General features: G+C 67.1%; 12 protein-coding genes and 2 riboswitches. Of the genes, 4 read left to right on the plus strand and 8 right to left on the minus strand.

The genetic code is table 11. The features are described 5' to 3' along the window. Positions 1–50: 50 nt before the first annotated feature. The 7 genes from NX780_RS16040 to NX780_RS16070 form a co-directional block, all read right to left on the minus strand. On the minus strand, positions 51–536 hold the full coding sequence (locus NX780_RS16040) for a hypothetical protein (protein WP_258828881.1): 486 nt from the start codon (positions 534–536) through the stop codon (positions 51–53). Further along, the gene (def, locus tag NX780_RS16045) at positions 536–1,072 is read right to left on the minus strand and encodes a peptide deformylase (RefSeq protein ID WP_258828882.1); all 537 of its coding nucleotides are present in this window, start codon (positions 1,070–1,072) and stop codon (positions 536–538) included. Before def ends, NX780_RS16040 begins: the two co-directional genes overlap by 1 nt. Next, positions 1,069–1,962: a UTP--glucose-1-phosphate uridylyltransferase GalU gene (gene galU, locus NX780_RS16050; protein WP_258828883.1), complete on the minus strand. Its 894-nt coding sequence runs from the start codon at positions 1,960–1,962 to the stop codon at positions 1,069–1,071. The genes def and galU overlap by 4 nt, the downstream gene beginning before the upstream one ends. Positions 1,963–1,979: 17 nt before the next feature. After that, a complete protein-coding gene (ligA, locus tag NX780_RS16055) occupies positions 1,980–4,319 on the minus strand; it encodes an NAD-dependent DNA ligase LigA (RefSeq protein ID WP_258828884.1) in 2,340 nt (779 codons plus the stop codon). Positions 4,320–4,328: 9 nt separating this feature from the next. Then, positions 4,329–5,522, minus strand: coding sequence for a cell division protein ZipA C-terminal FtsZ-binding domain-containing protein (locus NX780_RS16060; RefSeq protein ID WP_258828885.1), 1,194 nt, complete (start codon positions 5,520–5,522; stop codon positions 4,329–4,331). Continuing rightward, positions 5,519–9,043: a chromosome segregation protein SMC gene (smc, locus tag NX780_RS16065; RefSeq protein WP_258828886.1), complete on the minus strand. Its 3,525-nt coding sequence runs from the start codon at positions 9,041–9,043 to the stop codon at positions 5,519–5,521. The genes NX780_RS16060 and smc overlap by 4 nt, the downstream gene beginning before the upstream one ends. 93 nt (positions 9,044–9,136) lie before the next feature. Next, positions 9,137–11,422 carry a DUF1631 family protein gene (locus tag NX780_RS16070; protein ID WP_258828887.1) on the minus strand — a complete coding sequence of 762 codons (2,286 nt, stop codon included), beginning with the start codon at positions 11,420–11,422 and terminating at the stop codon, positions 9,137–9,139. 259 nt (positions 11,423–11,681) lie between these two features. Between NX780_RS16070 and NX780_RS16075 the strand changes: the two genes are divergently transcribed. After that, positions 11,682–11,879 (plus strand): hypothetical protein, encoded by a 198-nt coding sequence (locus NX780_RS16075; RefSeq protein ID WP_258828888.1) that lies wholly within the window; start codon positions 11,682–11,684, stop codon positions 11,877–11,879. Positions 11,880–11,945: 66 nt separating this feature from the next. Here the strand turns inward: NX780_RS16075 and NX780_RS16080 are convergent, their stop codons facing one another. Then, positions 11,946–12,506 (minus strand): ATP-dependent Clp protease proteolytic subunit, encoded by a 561-nt coding sequence (locus NX780_RS16080; RefSeq protein ID WP_258828889.1) that lies wholly within the window; start codon positions 12,504–12,506, stop codon positions 11,946–11,948. Between the two features lie 179 nt (positions 12,507–12,685). Then, a riboswitch (glycine riboswitch) is annotated at positions 12,686–12,771 on the plus strand. 19 nt (positions 12,772–12,790) lie between these two features. Then, positions 12,791–12,889: riboswitch (glycine riboswitch) on the plus strand. A 50-nt stretch (positions 12,890–12,939) separates the two neighbouring features. Here NX780_RS16080 and gcvT point away from each other — a divergent pair. The 3 genes from gcvT to gcvP all read left to right on the plus strand — a co-directional run bounded on the left by gcvT (position 12,940) and on the right by gcvP (position 17,495). Then, positions 12,940–14,058: a glycine cleavage system aminomethyltransferase GcvT gene (gene gcvT / locus NX780_RS16085; RefSeq protein ID WP_258828890.1), complete on the plus strand. Its 1,119-nt coding sequence runs from the start codon at positions 12,940–12,942 to the stop codon at positions 14,056–14,058. A 58-nt stretch (positions 14,059–14,116) separates the two neighbouring features. Beyond that, on the plus strand, positions 14,117–14,497 hold the full coding sequence (gene gcvH, locus NX780_RS16090) for a glycine cleavage system protein GcvH (RefSeq protein WP_258828891.1): 381 nt from the start codon (positions 14,117–14,119) through the stop codon (positions 14,495–14,497). A gap of 106 nt (positions 14,498–14,603) precedes the next feature. Further along, positions 14,604–17,495 carry an aminomethyl-transferring glycine dehydrogenase gene (gene gcvP, locus NX780_RS16095; protein WP_258828892.1) on the plus strand — a complete coding sequence of 964 codons (2,892 nt, stop codon included), beginning with the start codon at positions 14,604–14,606 and terminating at the stop codon, positions 17,493–17,495. Positions 17,496–17,500: the final 5 nt, after the last annotated feature.

Genomic DNA, 17,500 nt, shown 5'->3' on the forward strand with positions numbered 1-17,500 from the left:
AGCGGGCCTGCGGGCCATGTTTGGACGCGCGGTCGGCGAAACCGACCACCCTACTGGAACAGCTTCAGTTTGAGCTGCACCGAGATGCCGCCATATAAGCGGTCCTTGTACGACGGGATGATCCCCACATTCACGCCGACGCGCTGGTACTCGTAGGTCAGGGTCGGTATCGCCGCAGGGAACCAGCCGCCATCGCGCATGTTCGGATAGCCGTCGAAGGCCGCCAGCGCCAGGCCGACCCTCACCTGTCCAAGCGTATACGGCTGCCAGATCACGCCGGCATAGTTCGACCATTGCCGGTCGCTGTTGTAGAAGCGCCCGATCGTGGCCGAGGTGCTGCCGTTGAAGCGATACTCGGCGCCGAGGCCCTTGTTGGCGCCGTTCAGGTCCTTGTCGCTGTCGAAGTGGTACGTCGCGAAGCCGCTGTCGAGCCAGAGTTCGCTCTTCGGATCCGATTCGATCCTGGTGAACCAGCCGTCCTGCGCCATCGCGGAAACGGGAAGCAGCAAAGCCGCTGCAAGGAAGAATACACGCATCAGTCGTCGGCCTTGGGGTCGAGATCGGGGAACATGACTTCGGTGAAGCCGAAGCGGGAAAAATCGCGGATGCGCATCGGGTAGAGGATGCCGAGCAGGTGGTCGACCTCGTGCTGCACGACGCGGGCGTGGAAGCCCTCGGCATCGCGCTTGATGACGTTTCCGTACTGGTCGAAGCCTTCGTAATGCAATTTCGTATACCGGGGCACGCTGCCGCGCAGGCCCGGCACCGAAAGGCACCCCTCGAAGCCCTCTTCCATGTCTTCCGACAAGGGCTTCAGGACCGGATTGATCAGCACCGTCTCCGGCACCGGCGGCGCATCCGGGTAGCGCTCGTTCTTCGCAAAGCCGAAGATCACGAGCTGCAGGTTGACGCCGATCTGCGGCGCGGCCAGGCCGGCGCCGTTGGCGGCGTGCATGGTCTCGAACATGTCCGCAACCAGGGCATGCAGATCCGGCGTATCGAAGGCCTCGACCTTCCCGGCCACGCGCAGCAGGCGCGGATCGCCCATGCGCAGGATGTCGCGGACGGTCATGATGTCTTGCCTTCCTCGAGCAGGCTGGCCAGGCAGGCGCGGAAGCCTTCGGCCGTCTCGGGGTGCTTGAGGCCGACGGCCGCCGTGGCCTTCAGGTAGCCGAGCTTGGAGCCGCAGTCGTAGCGCTGGCCTGCGTAGCGATAGGCCAGCACGCGCTCGTGCTGCATCAGGGCGGCGATGCCGTCGGTGAGCTGGATCTCGCCGCCGGCGCCGGTGCCGAGGTTTTCCAGGTAGCCGAAGATGGAGCCGGACAGCACGTAGCGCCCCACCACCGCCAGGGTCGACGGCGCCACTTCGGGAGCCGGCTTCTCGACGATGTTCGAGACCAGCTCCAGGCCCGGACGGTAGGGCGAGGCGCTGACGATGCCGTACTGGCGCGTGTTCTCGCGCGGGACGTCCTGCACCGCGAGGATGCTGGAACGCTCGTAGGCGTAGAGCTCGGTCATCTGGGCCAGCACCGGCTTGGTGCCGCCTGGCGTGTCCATGAAGTCGTCGGCCAGCAGCACGGCGAAGGGTTCGTTGCCGACCACCGGGCGGGCGCACAGCACCGCGTGCCCCAGGCCCAGCGGCGCCGACTGGCGGATGTAGATGCAGTTGACGTGCTTCGGGATCACGCCGCGCACCACGTCGAGCAGGGCCTGCTTGCCATGCGCTTCCAGCTCGGCTTCGAGCTCGTAGGCCTTGTCGAAATGGTCCTCGATCGCGCGCTTGTTGCGGCCGGTGATGAAGACCAGTTCCGTCACGCCGGCGGCGACCGCCTCTTCCACCGCGTACTGGATCAGGGGCTTGTCGACGATCGGCAGCATCTCCTTCGGCTGCGCCTTGGTGGCCGGCAGGAAGCGGCTGCCGAGGCCGGCCACGGGGAATACGGCTTTGCGGATCAGGGTCATGCGCCCTCCTTCACATATTATTGTCCCAACAGCGCCATCAGGCCCGCTTCGTCGAGGACGGTGACGCCGAGTTCTTCGGCTTTCGCGAGCTTGCTGCCTGCTTCGGCGCCGGCGACCACGTAGGAGGTCTTCTTCGACACCGAGCCGGACACCTTGCCGCCGGCCGCCTCGATCAGGGCGCCCGCAGCGTCGCGGCTCATGGTCGGCAGTGTACCGGTCAGGACAAAAGTCTTGCCACTCAAATGACCTTCCGGAGCGGCAGCCGCTTCCGGCAGCTGGGACAGCAGCTCGGCGCGCAGCTTCGCCAGCGCCGCCAGCTTCTCCCGGTTGCCCGGGACGGCCAACCATTCTTCGAGCGCAGTGGCGACGTTGGCAGGCAGGCCGAACACGCCGAACACGTTCAGGTGGGCCAGCGACTCAAGGGTCTGGCCGGCTGCGATCAACTGGCGGGCGCGCGGCTCGGTCAGCTTCGGGATACCCAGCGCCGCCAGCAGGTTCACCTCGTCGAGCTTTTCGCGCAGCTGGGCCTTGGGCGCATGCTCGCCCTGCGGCGCCACTCCAGCCGCCAGCAGCGCATTGATCGCCCCCTGGTTCTTCTCTTCCGCAAAGAACTCGGCAATCGCTTCGGCCACGGTGCCGCCGATATCGGGCAGCACGCGCAGCAGCGCTTCCGGGGCCTGGCGGATCAGTTCGAAACGGCCCAGCCAGTCGGCCAGGGTCTTGGCGGTCGATTCGCCCACGTGGCGGATGCCCAGCGCGAACAGCAGGCGCTCCAGCGGCGGATTCCTGCTTGCCGCAATGGCCGCGAGCAGGTTGTCCGCCCATTTGGTGGCGACCTTGCCTTGCTTGACCGTCTCTGGAGTCGTCCCTTCGCGCTCGTCCGCGAGACGTTTCATCATCAAGAGATCGTCCAGCGTCAGCCTGTACAGATCGGCCACGCCGTGGATCAGGTTGCACTCGACCAGGCTGTCGATATAGCGGTCGCCCAGGCCCTCGATGTCCATCATGCGGCGGCCCGCGAAGTGGCGGATCGCTTCCTTGCGCTGCGCCGCACAGGTCAGGCCGCCGGAGCAGCGCGCCACTGCCTCGCCCTCCTCGCGCACGACGTGCGAGCCGCACACCGGGCAGGTCTTCGGCAGTTCGTAGCGCATCGGCGCGGGGCTCGGCCTGCGCTCGAGCACCACCGACAGCACTTCCGGAATCACGTCGCCGGCGCGCCGCACGATGACGGTGTCGCCCACGCGCACGTCCTTGCGCAGGACTTCGTCCTCGTTGTGCAGGGTCGCATTGGTGACGGTCACGCCGCCCACCGACACCGGCACGAGGCGCGCCACCGGCGTGATCGCGCCGGTACGGCCGACCTGCACGTCGATGGCCGAGACCACCGTCAGCGCCTCTTCGGCCGGGAATTTATGGGCCAGCGCGAAGCGCGGCGCGCGCGAGACGAAGCCGAGCGCCGCCTGGTCGGCCACGCGGTCGACCTTGTAGACCACGCCGTCGATCTCATAGGGAAGCGCGCTGCGCTTTTGTCCGATATCGCGGTAGTAGCCGAGCAGGCCCTGGCAACCGGTCACCACGGCGCGCTCCTTCGAGACCGGCAGGCCGAGGCGGTCGAACCAGTCCAGCACGCCGGAGTGGGTCTCGGGCAGTTCGGCGCCCTCGAGCAGGCCGATACCGTAGGCAAAGAAACGCAGCTTCCTTTGGGCCGTGATGCGCGCATCGAGCTGGCGCAGGCTGCCTGCCGCCGCGTTGCGCGGATTGGCGAATTCCTTCTGGCCGGCGTCGCGCTGGCGCTGGTTCAGGCGCGCGAAATCTTCCTTGAACATCAGGACTTCGCCGCGCACTTCCAGCACGGCGGGTACATGATCGCCATGCAGGCGCAGCGGGATCACCTTCACTGTGCGGATGTTGGCGGTGACGTCTTCGCCCGTGTAGCCGTCGCCGCGCGTTGCGGCCTGCACGAAGACGCCGTTCTCGTAGCGCAGGGTGATGGCCAGGCCATCGAATTTCAGCTCGGCCGAATAGTCGACGCTGTGGACGTCGAGGCCGTCGCGTACGCGGCGGTCGAAGTTGTCGACGTCTTCATCGGCAAAGCCGTTGTTCAGCGAGAGCATCGGCACGGAGTGCGTGACCTGCCTGAACTCGGGGATCGGCGCCGCACCCACGCGCGAGGTCGGCGAATCGTTCTTGACCGCCTGCGGGTGCGCGGATTCCAGGTCCTGCAGTTCCTTGAACAGGCGGTCGTACTCGGCGTCCGGAATGGTCGGCGCGTCGAGCACGTGGTAGTTGTAGATGTGGCGGTTCAGTTCCTCGACCAGCCACGCCATGCGCTGCTGTACCTCCTGGGGGACCGACACGGCGGCACCTTACACGAAGAGGCGCAGCGCGCGCGTGGAACCGGCCGGGATGTCCGAGGCGTCCATCTCCTGGTAGAACTCGGCCACCTGGCCCTTGATCTCTTCCAGGGCGGGATCAAGCAGCGGCTGCTCGAAATCGTCGACGATGGTCGCGTCCAGGCGCTGGGTCAGCTCTTTCGCGCACTTGACCATGGCGCCGAAGCCGTCGCGGCCTGGTGCCACGCAGGGCACGTCCAGCAGCAGGGTCAGGCGGTTGGTCGTGTCGGCGCCCAAGGTGACGTTGGTCGACAGGGTGAACAGCACGCCCCCCTCCTTGTCCGGCATCGAGAAGCGGCCGTCCGGACGCACGTCGAAGCCCTGGTTCTCCAGCGCCTGGATCAGTGTGGCGATGGCCCAGGGCGCGCCGTTGGCGGCCAGGTTGACGCCCAGCTGGGCGTCGTGGCCGGCGACGAAACGGTGCAGGGTGCGCGCTTCGCTCATCACCTCGATCATGTCCGGCACTTCCGGCACGGCGCCGATCTCGTCGGCGACCGCATGCAGGCGGGTGACCAGTTCCGAGTACTCGATCTCGTTCAGGGCCGTGGTGCGGGTGGCCAGTTGCACGCCCGCCTGCAGCTTGGTGTACACGCCGCCGTGGACGATCGGCTCCCACTCGCCGCTGACGGCGAAGCCGATGTAGTGGATCGGCTTGTTGCCGACGCGGCGCAGCTTCTGCAGGGCGGGCAGCAGCTTGTCGCCGCGCACCGCGCCTTCGATGTTCAGCGGGATGATGCAGTCAATCAGCGGGTCGACCAGGCTTTCGGCCAGTTCCGACGGCGTGGTGTCGGGCCTGGCGCCCGGCAGCGCGGCAGCAGGCGCCAGATTGGCCACCGTGGTCGGCGCGCGCGGTGCGGCGGGCGCGGCTGGTGCCGCCGGGGCCGGCGCATCGATGGGCGCGGCGGCGTCGAACTTCGACTCGCCCGGCTCCACGTCCAGCGGCGACAGCGGCGTCTCGGCGCCGAGGTCGAGCACCGGTTCCTGGCGCTCGACCGGGGTCTGCTCGAGCTCCGACTCGCCACTCTTCATCAGGACATCGTCATGGTCCGAGGCGAAGGCGCGTTCGACGCTCTTGCGGGCGCGGTACTCCTGCCACTTGTTGTAAACGACGACGCCGACGACGAATACGCCGCCCGCCGCGATCATGCTCATTTGGAGATCTGTCATGCTGCTTGTGCCTCAGTTGCGAAATTCGCGGCGGACTCCATGTCCACCGCCACGATGCGCGATACGCCCTGCTCCTGCATCGTCACACCGATGAGTTGATTGGCCATCTCCATCGCGATCTTGTTGTGCGAGATGAAGAGGAATTGGGTATGGTCCGACATCCGCTTGACCATGCGGCAGAAGCGCTCGGTATTGGCGTCGTCGAGCGGCGCGTCCACCTCGTCCAGCAGGCAGAACGGCGCCGGGTTCAGGCGGAACATCGAGAACACGAGGGCCGTCGCCGTCAGCGCCTTTTCGCCGCCCGACAGCAGGTGGATGGTCGCGTTCTTCTTGCCCGGCGGCTGGGCCATCACCTGCACGCCGGAGTCGAGGATCTCGTCGCCCGTCATCACCAGCTTGGCATTGCCGCCGCCGAAGAGGATGGGGAAGAGTTCCGAGAAATGGGTGTTGACCCGGTCGAAGGTGTCCTGCAGCAGGTCGCGGGTCTCGCGGTCGATGCGGTGGATCGCGTCTTCGAGCGTGTTGATGGCTTCCTGCAAATCGTTGTTCTGCGAATCGAGGTAGCGCTTGCGCTCTGTGGCCTGGGCCAGCTCCTCGACCGCCGCCAGGTTGACCGCGCCGAGGGCGCTGATGGCATTGGTCAGGCGCGTCACCTCGCCCTGCAGGTATTGCGGCTTCATGTCCGGGGTCAGCTTTTCCTCGAGCTCGGATTCGACGGCGCCGGTGGTCGCCAGCGCTTCGGCGAACTGCTCCTGGTTCAGGCGCGCGGCCTGCTCCTTGAGCTGCATTTCCGTGATGCGGTCGCGCTGCGGCTGCAGGCTGCGCTCGTTGCCCATGCGCGCTTCTTCCATCTGGCGCAGCTGCTGGGTGATCTGGTCGAGTTCGTGGCGGGCGTCGGCCAGGGCGCGCTCCTGCGCGCCCCGGCGGTCCAGCAGCTCCTGCAAGCCTTCGTGGGCGGTGCCGGATTCCAGTGCTTCCAGCTCCAGCCTGCCGGCCCCCAGGCTGGCGGAAACCTGCTCCGCCTGGCTGGTGGCGGTGGCGATGGAGCGGCGCAGTTCCTCGATGCGGGCGCGCTGGGCGCGTTCCGCAAACTGGGCTTCCTGGGCCCCGCGCTCGAGGTCGCGCAGTTTCTGGCGCGCGTCATTGAGAAGCTGCTCCTTTTCCAGGAAAGCGGTCTGGCCGTCTTCATGGGAACCCTGCAGCTCGGCCAGTTCCATGTCGAGCTGTTCGAATTCCATTTCGGCTTCCGCGGCGAGCTGGCGCTGCTCGGCTTCCTGGGCCGCGATCTCGGACAGGTCGGCCGCGATCTGGCCGCTGCGCTGGTTGAAGCGCGCCTCGATCTCGCTTTGCTTGAGCACCTCGATCTGCAGCGCATGCACTTCGCGCGTGAGCGTGGCGACGCGCTGGCGCGCATCCTGCAGGCGGCGCGTCAGCTCGCTCACCGCCGCATCGGCGCGGGTGGCGCGGCCCTTCGCTTCGTCCACCAGCAGGGCCTGTGCGCGCAGCTGCTTGCCGATATTGTCGATCTCGTGCTGCCGCGCCAGCATGCCGTCCTGCTCGGCATCCGGCGCATGGAAGCGCACGCTCGATGCGGTCACCAGGTGGCCCTGGCGGGTGACGAAGGCCCCGCCCTGCGGCAGGCGGCCGCGGTTGGCGAACGCTTCGGCAGCGTCCTGGGCCACGTAGGTATGGTGCAGCCAGTCGTTCAGCACGCCGCGCAGGCCAGGGTCGTTCAGGCGCAGCAGGCTGGCGAAGGGTTTCAGGCCGGGTGTATCCGGCACGGCGGGCGCGCCGGGCGCCGGCGAGTACAGCGACAGGCGCGCGGGCGGCGCGTCGCTGAAGAAGGCCTTGGCCCAATCCAGGTTCGACAGTTCCAGCGCGGCCGAGCGCTCGCGCAGCACGGCTTCCAGCGCGGTCTCCCAGCCCTCCTCGACATCGAGCTTCTGCCACAGGCGCGGCAAGGCGGCCAGTTCGTGTTTCTCCAGCCAGGGCTGGACCTTGCCCTGGGTCTGGACGCGGTCCTGCATCTGGCGCAGCGCACCCAGGCGCGCCTCGAGCTGGGCGCTTGCGGCGCTCTCGGTTGCAACGAGGGCGTGGGCATCCTTGCGCTCCTGCTCGACCGCCTCCTGGCGCCCGGTCGCCTCCTCGAGCAGCATGGTCTGCTCTTCCAGCGCCAGCTGCTTTTCTTCCAGTTGCATGCGCAGGTTGTCGAGGGTCGCGCTGTCGGGCAGGTTCAGGCCGTTCCTCTCCTGCTGCAGGCGCTCGCGCCGGCTGGCCAGGTTCGTCAGGATGTTCGCGGCATTGCGCTGGTGGGCGCTGGCCAGTTCGATGCGCTGCTGCACCTGCATGATGCGTTCGCGCGAGGCATTGGATTGCTCCTGGGCCTGGCGCCAGGCGGTCTCCAGTTCCGGCACGCGTTCGCCGGCCGCCTCCACGGCGATCTGGGCGCCTTCCGCGCGCGCGCCGAGTTCTTCCAGCGTCATCTCCGCCTCGCCCAGTTGTTCCTCGAGCTCCTGGCGCTGGGCGAGCCACTGGTCGCGCTGGGCGGCCAGGGTGCCGAGCTGGGTCTGCAGGCGGGTGCGCGACTCGACCACGAACTTGATCTGCGCTTCCAGGCTGCCGATTTCGGAATTGGTCTGGTACAGCGCGCCCTGCGCCGTGTGCAGGCGGTCGCCGATCGAGAAGTGGGCCTGGCGCATGTGCTCGAGTTCGAGCTCGACGTTGCGCAGCTTGGCGGTCTGGGCCTCCAGCGCCGTCTGCGCCTCCTCGACCTCGCGGAAGTAGCGCAGCTGCTCGGCCCTGGCCTCGTTCTTGCGCAGCAACCAGAGCAGCTTCTGCTTTTCTTCCTGGTCGGCCTGCAGCTGGTGGAAGCGGTTCGCCACCGCCGCCTGGGCTTCCAGCTTTTCCAGGTTGGCGTTCAGCTCGCGCAGGATGTCCTCGACCCGCAGCAGGTTCTCGCGCGTGTCCGACAGCCGGTTCTCGGTCTCGCGGCGGCGCTCCTTGTACTTCGAGACGCCGGCCGCTTCTTCGAGGAAGACGCGCAGCTCTTCCGGGCGCGATTCGATGATGCGGGCGATCATGCCCTGGCCGATGATGGCGTAGGCGCGCGGACCCAGGCCGGTGCCGAGGAAGATGTCCTGGATGTCGCGCCGGCGCACCGGCTGGCCGTTGATGTAGTAGGTCGAGGTGCCGTCGCGCGTCAGGGTGCGCTTGACCGCGATCTCGGCATACTGGCCCCACTGCCCGGCCGCCTTGCCGTCGCTGTTGTCGAACACCAGTTCGACCGAGGCGCGGCCCGAGGGCTTGCGGTAGGTCGAGCCGTTGAAGATGACGTCCTGCATCGACTCGCCGCGCAGCTCGGAAGCCTTGGATTCGCCCAGCACCCAGCGTACGGCGTCGATGATGTTCGACTTGCCGCAGCCGTTCGGGCCGACCACGCCCACGAGCTGGCCGGGCACCTGGAAATTGGTGGGATCGACGAAAGACTTAAATCCCGACAATTTGATGGAGGAGAGGCGCACGTGCTTCTGGCTGGTAAGGGAGTCGCAAAGGCCCCATCATACCATCTGTTGCGTAGCTTTAAGCCAAGAAGCAAGCTTGCGAACTCGACAATTTTAGCCGGCGGCGTGCAAGGCGTCGTGGTGGGCGTCGTTCATGGCGGCCTCGCCTGCCGCCTGGGTCAGCACGCGGCCGACCACGCCCTCCGGCGCCAGCACCCGGATGCTGCCGGTACGGAAGGCGTCCAGCAGGCGCTCGGCCGGCAGCGAAAAGGCTTCTTTCTTGCCGGCGCCGGAAAAGATGAACAGGGTGCGCAGGGGGCTGACCCAGGCCAGCTTGAGCTTGCGGATGCCTTCCTTGCCGGTGAACTCGACGCGCATGCCGCGCACCAGAGTGGCCAGCGAGGCCGCGGCCGGGTCCTTCACGTCGGGGACGTCCTCTTCCCCGGCAGCCGCCTGTTCCTGGGCGATGCGGCGCATGGCGTCCTGCTGGGCCGCCTCCACCGCCAGTTCCAGCTGGCGCTCGGGCGAGAGCTCGATCGGAGCGCGCACGATGGCGGCGTGGCATTCGGCCAGCTCGGCGAAGAACTGGAGGCGCTCGGCATCCTGCCACTTGACGGCATCGAGCCACTTGTTGAGGGTGGTGAGCAGGCCCGGCAAACGCGAGATCAGGGCCTTTCGTTCTTCCTGGGTGGCCTTGGGCTTGACGCTCCAGATCAGGTCGTCCATGGCGCGGGTGGCGTTGTCGATGGCGCCCGGCTTGCTGTCCTCGATCACGTAGGCCAGGGTGAGCACGGGCGTCCAGCGCTGTTCGAGGAAGGTGCCGACCAAAGCCACCAGCTGCTCTCCCGCCAGGCGCGTTGCAACCGCCTTCTTGGCCGAACGGGTCGCGGCCTGCTGCTTTTCCTGGCGCGTGGCCTGGGCGATCGGGCCGGCGATCGCCTGCGCCTCGACCTGCTCGCGTTCCAGGATGCTCGCCTCCACCTCGGCCACGGCGGCCGCGAAAGCGTCCGGCCGCCCCTCCTCGCGCACCTTTTCGACGCCGCGGCGCATCGCCCGGTAGACCGGATCATCCTGGCCCCCCGGCTGCTCCCAGCCGACGTTCGACAGCAGGTCGAGCATGCGCCGCGCCGGGTGCGCCTCTTCGAAGAAGAAGCTGCGGTCCTTCAGGGCGGCCTTCAGCACCGGCACCTGCAGGAAGGCGATCAGGTCGCGGGTTTCCTGGGGGATCGACTCGTCCAGCAGCACGGTTTCGAAGATCCGCGACAGCAGGTCGAGGGTGGTCTCGTCGCCGCGCGACAGGCTGCCCTGGGGCAGGCTTTGCTTCAGGCGCGGCAGGTAGAACACGTCCTGGGAGGGGACGCCTGCCGGCACGGCGCCGGCCGCGACGCCACCGGCGCTCAGCTTTTCCAGCATCTCGATCAGGGGCGCGGGAATCGCGGCCATGGCGACGCCCTGCCCTGCGGGCGCCGCGACGTGGGAGCCTGCGGGCTGGCCTGGCGCGGCGTGCGGCGCCGGCGCGTTCGCCACCCCGGCCACGGGCGCGGCGACGGCGAAGCCGGCGGCCCCGCTGGGACGCCAGCCGCCGCTGCCCTGCGGCAGGTTGGCGATCAGCGGAATGTCGAGGTCGGCGCCAAAAGCGGGTTCGGCCGCGCCGAAGAGCTGTTTCAGCCCCTGGGTGACGGCGGCATCGCGGCGCGCTTTCACGGCCCTGGCGGCGGCGCTGTCGTCGGTCTTGGCGAACCGTTCGCCGCGCGCGGGCTTGAGCTTGTCGGACAGAAGATCGAGCATCGGCCCGAAATCGAAGACGATCCCGGTGCGCAGCAGCGGCAGGATCAGGCCGTGCGAGTCGGCGTCGGGCTCGAACTCGCGCCAGGCTTCCTGCAGGGCGCGCAGGAAGACCTCGGGGCGGAAGGGGTTATGCGAGGCGCGCACCAGTTCGCGCCCCAGCAGCATGCCGAGCCGCACGCCCAGGCTGGCGAGGCGTTCGGAGCAGGCGATGTCGAAGGAACGGCTGATGCCGGCGAAGGCCAGCTGGTCGTCCATCTCTTCCATCGGGACCAGGCTGAGGGTGAGCGGCGCCTCCGTGGGCGGTTTGCTCAGGGCGGGCGCGAGGCGCGCGACTTCCTTGCGCAGGGCCAGCTCGATGCCGGTGGAGGCCAGGTGCACGAAGGCGTAGGGGTTGTCCTTGAGGAGGTTGCCCGAGCGGATGCGGCGCGCCGCCTGCTGGGGGTCCGGTCCGGCGGCGGTCATGTCGAGCAGCGCGGACGACATCCGCTGGGCCACGCCGGCCAGGGCGTCGAGCGCGTACGCGGCCGCCATGGCGACAAGCTCGTCCAGCGCTGCCTGCTGCGCAGCGGCGGCCTTGCGGACTGCGGGTGTCTGGGCGGTGGTGCTGGCCATGGGCGTGATCGAAGGGGTTTCTCCTATTGTGCCATATTATTTCCACATGGCAATAGGGATCATGCATATCGTCGCGTTTTTGCCTATCCGAGTCAGAAATTTTGCCTTGAGATTGTCGGTGGGCGTCCTACACTGGTTCACGCCGTGATCCGATAGCGAGGGATCAGGCCGGGCAGCATGATGGCTCGACCGGTAAGGCTGCGCTAACGAACGCAGCTCGGCAAGCAGGACATTTTTCCCACTTTGAAAGGAAATGCAGATGGCCTCGAATCAAGGTAAATCGAAGCAGGGCGGCAGCTCGCAACAGCACGCCGAAGCCGGCCGCCAGGGCGGCAGCAAGCAGTCGGGCTCCGGCTCGGGCTCGCGTTCGGGCGGCAGCGGCGGCACCCGCGGCGGCACCCCCGAACAGCACGCCGAAGCCGGCCGCCAGAGCCACAAGAACGACAAGAACCGCTGACAAGCCTGTCGCGGAAGAAGCGGGCCCACCGTCGTCCTGACGGTGGGCCCTTCTGTTTTTACAGGATCAGATATTGCGCAGCATTCCGCCCTTGGGCGGACGGAAGTCGCGCACGTCGTTGACCAGGCCAGCGATCTTCGCGTCGCGCGAATTCAGGTGCAGGTCGGAATACTGGTGGATGGCCCACTGTTCGGGCGTGAGCTCGACGCATTTGCGCAGGATCGATTCGGTGCGGGCGTCGTCCGCGCGCAGGCCTTCGACGATGATGTTCAGGGCGTCGGGGCGCGAGCCCGGGGACGCCGTCGCATGCGACTTGTGCACCATGAAGCGCGCGGTCTCGCTGCAGTATCGCTCGGTGCCGGACAGGTAGAGGATGACGGCGATCGAGGCCACCGCCCCGCCGTTGTACATCACGAACTTGATCGGCGAGTTCGACAGGAAGTTAAACAGGCACAGTCCATCGCTGACGTAGCCGCCGTTCGACTGCACCAGCACGTGCGCCGTCTCGATGCCGTCCTCGGTCATCATCGACACGGCTTCGAACACACGGTGCACCATGTCACTGTTGACATCGCCGGACAGCGTGAACCAGGCTTCCTTTACTCCTTGCGCTTTGTCTTCGCTCATAGTCTTTTCCCACTGCAAAGTGTGTGGGATAAGTGTAGCAAAACGCGCGGAAATGCCTTGCCGCCCCCGCCCCAATAGTGTGCAGCAATGCTTTTTGGCAACCATATGACATTGCCTGTTCTTCCCTCTGGCTGCCCTCCCCTTTGGTTGACATGGAGCCAATGCTGGCATATCCTCCGCAGTCTTGACCGGGAGAGCGCAGGAACTCCTGCCGCCGAAGGGGCACTACCCACAAACTCTCAGGCAAAAGGACTGGTCAAGGGGCATGTCGCGCACCGCGCGCAGGCTCACACTCTGGAGAGCGGCCCCGCCGACACGGGGCCCACCGAAGGGGCAGGCGGCCATGCCGCTATCTCTCAGGTACCAAGGACAGAGGGGATACAAGGCACCCGCAAGGGTGCGCACGCACCCCTATTCACTGCCCGAGGATTCCATGACGCTCAAAGCGACCCCGCTCAATTCCGCACACCGCTCCCTCGGAGCCAAGATGGTCGACTTCGGCGGTTGGGACATGCCGGTCAACTACGGCTCCCAGATCGAGGAACACAATGCCGTGCGCACCGACGCCGGCATGTTCGACGTGTCCCACATGTGCGTCGTCGACCTCAAGGGCGCGAACGTGCGCGCCTTCCTGCGTGGCCTGCTGGCCAACAACGTCGACAAGCTGCAGGTGCCCGGCAAGGCGCTCTACTCGGCCATGCTGAACCCCGAAGGCGGCGTGATCGACGACCTGATCGTGTATTACTTCAGCGAAGACTGGTTCCGCCTGGTCGTCAACGCCGGCACGGCCGAGAAGGACGTGGCCTGGATGACGCAGCAGAACGAAGCGACCAACTCCGGCATCACCATCACCCAGCGCCGTGACGGCAATGATCCGATCGCCCTGATCGCCGTGCAGGGCCCGAACGCCCGCGCCAAGGTCTGGCAGGTGCTGCCGAGCACGCAGGCCGCTTCCGAGCCGCTCAAGCCCTTCAACGTCGTGATCGTCCCGGATACGCAATTCGGCGAAGTGATGGTCGCGCGCACCGGCTACACCGGCGAAGACGGCTTCGAGATCGGTGTCTCGGCCTCCCAGGTCGAGGCCCTGTGGAACGCCTTTGCCGCGGCCGGCATCAAGCCCGCCGGCCTGGGCGCGCGCGACACCCTGCGCCTGGAAGCCGGCATGAACCTCTACGGCCAGGACATGGACGACAGCGTGAACCCGCTCGACGCGGGCCTGGGCTGGACCGTCGACCTGGTCTCGGAGCGCGACTTCATCGGCAAGGCCGCCCTGCAGGCCAACGGCCAGCAAGCCAACTTCGTCGGCCTGATCCTGCGTGAAAAAGGCGGCATCCTGCGCGCCCACCAGAAGGTCATCGCCGCCTCCGGCAACGTCGGCGAAATCACCAGCGGCACCTTCAGCCCGAGCATGCAGCAGGCGATCGCCCTGGCGCGCGTGCCGATGGACGTCGCCATCGGCGACACCGTGCACGTGGAAATCCGCGACAAGAAGCTGGCCGCCAGCGTGGTGAAACTGCCGTTCGTGCGCAACGGCAAGGTCCTTGCCGCCTGATACAGAATAACCAGAACAACCGTTTATACTACCGCCTCACCCAACCCGGAGCCTTACCATGAACATCCCAACCGACCTGAAATACACCGAGTCCCACGAGTGGGTCCGCCGCGAGGCTGACGGCACCCTGACCGTCGGCATCACCGAGTACGCGCAGGACGCGCTCGGCGACATCGTGTTCGTCGAACTGCCGCAGGTCGGCAAGGCATTCACGGCCGGCGACGACGCCGCCGTGGTCGAGTCGGTCAAGGCCGCCAGCGACATCTACGCGCCGGTCTCGGGCACCGTCACCGCCGTCAACCAGCCGGTCGCCGACGCCCCGGATTCGATCAACAGCGACGCCTACGGCGCCTGGCTGTTCAAGCTGGCCCCGAGCGACGCCGGCGCCTACGACAAGCTGATGGACGCCGACGCCTACGGCAAGTCCACCGGCAACTAAGCCGATATACGGGTGCGCTTTCGAAGCGCACCTTTTGTTTTGCGGTTCCGCCCCGATCTGGCGGACTCCCCGGATTTTTCTCGCCCCCTGCTCTCCTGAATTGACCATGACCCGCTCCAGCCTTACTCAACTCGAAGCGCGCGATTCCTTCATCCCGCGCCACATCGGCCCGTCCGAATCCGAACAGGCAGCGATGCTGTCGACCCTGGGCTACGCCTCGCGCGCCGCCCTGATCGATGCAGTCGTTCCTGCGAACATCCGCCGCAAGGACACGATGGACCTCGGCCAGTTCGTCGAACCTCGCAGCGAAGAAGAGGCGCTGGCGACATTGAGGTCGCTGGCATCGAAGAACAAGGTCATGAAGTCGATGATCGGCCAGGGCTACTACGGCACCCACACCCCGAAGGTCATCCTGCGCAACATCTTCGAAAACCCGGCCTGGTACACCGCCTACACGCCCTACCAGCCCGAGATCTCGCAAGGCCGCCTGGAAGCGATCCTGAACTTCCAGCAGATGATCACCGACCTCACCGGCATGGGCATCGCGAACTCCTCGATGCTGGACGAAGGCACCGCCGCCGCCGAAGCCATGACGCTGCTGCAGCGCGTGGGCAAGTCGGCCTCGAAGGTGTTCTACGTGGCCGACGACGTGCTGCCGCAGACCCTGGAAGTGGTGCGTACCCGCGCCGAGCCGATCGGCGTCGAAGTGCGCGTCATCCCGGCCGGCGAGATCGAAACCCTCAATGAAACCTGCTTCGGCGTGCTGCTGCAGTACCCGGGCGTGAACGGCGAAGTGCGCGACTACCGCGCCGCCGTGGAACACCTGCATGCCGCCGGCGCCATGGTAGTGGTCGCTGCCGACCTGCTGGCCCTGACCGTCCTGGAAGCACCGGGCACCTGGGGCGCCGACGTGGTCGTCGGCAACAGCCAGCGCTTCGGCGTGCCGCTCGGTTTCGGCGGCCCGCACGCCGGCTACCTGGCCACCCGCGACGAATACAAGCGCAGCATGGCCGGCCGCCTGGTCGGCGTGACGGTGGACGCCCAGGGCAACCAGGCCTACCGCCTGGCCCTGCAGACCCGCGAGCAGCACATCCGCCGCGAAAAGGCGACCTCGAACATCTGCACCGCCCAGGTGCTGCTGGCCGTCATGGCCGGCATGTACGCGGTCTACCACGGCCCGCAAGGCCTGAAGCAAATCGCCACCCGCGTGCACCGCCAGACCGCCATCCTGGCGCGCGGCCTGCAGCAGCTCGGCGCCGAAGTGCTGAACACCACCTACTTCGACACCCTGACGATCAAGGGCGACGCCGCCGCACTGCACGCGGCCGCCGCCAACGCCGGCATCAACCTGCGCCGCATCGACGACCAGCACGTCGGCGTGTCGCTGGACGAAACCACCACCCGCGAGGACCTGGCGGCCCTGTTCGCCGTCTTCGCAGGTGGTGAAGAAGCGGGCAAGGCGGTCGACATCGACGTCCTGGACGAAGACGTGTCGGACGCCTTCCCGGCCGCGCTGGCGCGCACCACCGCCTACCTGAGCCACCCGACCTTCAACCGCTACCACGCCGAGCACGAGATGCTGCGCTACCTGCGCAGTCTGGCGGACAAGGACCTGGCGCTGGACCGCACCATGATCCCGCTGGGCTCGTGCACGATGAAGCTGAACGCGACCTCGGAGATGATCCCGGTCACCTGGCCCGAATTCTCGAGCATCCACCCCTTCGCGCCGGAAGACCAGACCGTCGGCTACCGCGAGATGATCGCCCAGCTGGAAGCCATGCTGTGCGCCGCCACCGGCTACGCCGCGATCTCGCTGCAGCCGAACGCCGGTTCGCAGGGTGAATACGCGGGCCTGCTGGTGATCCAGAAGTACCACCAGTCGCGCGGCGAAGGCCACCGCAACATCTGCCTGATTCCTTCCTCGGCGCACGGCACCAACCCGGCATCGGCCAGCATGGTCGGCATGAAGGTCGTGGTCACCGCCTGCGACGAGAACGGCAACGTCGACCTGGCCGACCTGAAGGCCAAGGCCGAGCAGTACTCGAAGGACCTGGCCTGCGTCATGGTCACCTACCCGTCGACCCACGGCGTGTTCGAGGAAGGCATCCGCGAGCTGTGCGAGATCGTGCACCAGCACGGCGGCCAGGTCTATGTGGACGGCGCCAACATGAACGCGATGGTCGGCGTGGCGGCGCCTGGCGCCTTCGGCGGCGACGTCAGCCACCTGAACCTGCACAAGACCTTCTGCATCCCGCACGGCGGCGGCGGCCCCGGCGTCGGCCCGATCGGCGTGGGCGCCCACCTGGCTCCCTTCCTGCCGAACCAGCTGTCGACCGGCTACGTGCGTAACGAAGCGGGTATCGGGGCCGTGAGCGCGGCGGCCTACGGCTCGGCCTCGATCCTGCCGATCTCGTGGATGTACATCGCGATGATGGGCGCGGCGGGCCTGACCGCGGCGACCGAAGTGGCGATCCTGAACGCCAACTACATCGCCCGCCGCCTGGCGCCGCACTACCCGGTGCTGTACACCGGCCACGACGGCCTGGTCGCGCACGAGTGCATCATCGACCTGCGCCCGCTGCAGGACAAGACCGGCATCAGCAACGAAGACGTGGCCAAGCGCCTGATGGACTTCGGCTTCCACGCGCCGACCATGAGCTTCCCGGTGCCGGGCACCCTCATGATCGAGCCGACCGAGTCGGAGTCGAAGGCCGAGCTGGATCGCTTCATCGAAGCGATGATCACCATCCACGCCGAGATCGTGAAGGTCGAGCGCGGCGAGTACGACAAGATGGACAACCCGCTCAAGGGCGCCCCGCACACCGCTGAAGTGGTGACCGCCGACGACTGGCAGCACACCTACACCCGTGAGGTGGCGGCCTTCCCGGTGGCCTCGCTGCGCAAGAAGAAGTACTGGCCGCCGGTCGGCCGTGCGGACAACGTCTACGGCGACCGCAACCTGTTCTGCGGCTGCGCGCCGATCAGCGACTACGAGTAAACCGC

The sequence above is a fragment of the Massilia agri genome, assembly GCF_024753255.1.
GTDB classification, from domain to species: Bacteria; Pseudomonadota; Gammaproteobacteria; order Burkholderiales; family Burkholderiaceae_D; genus Telluria; species Telluria agri.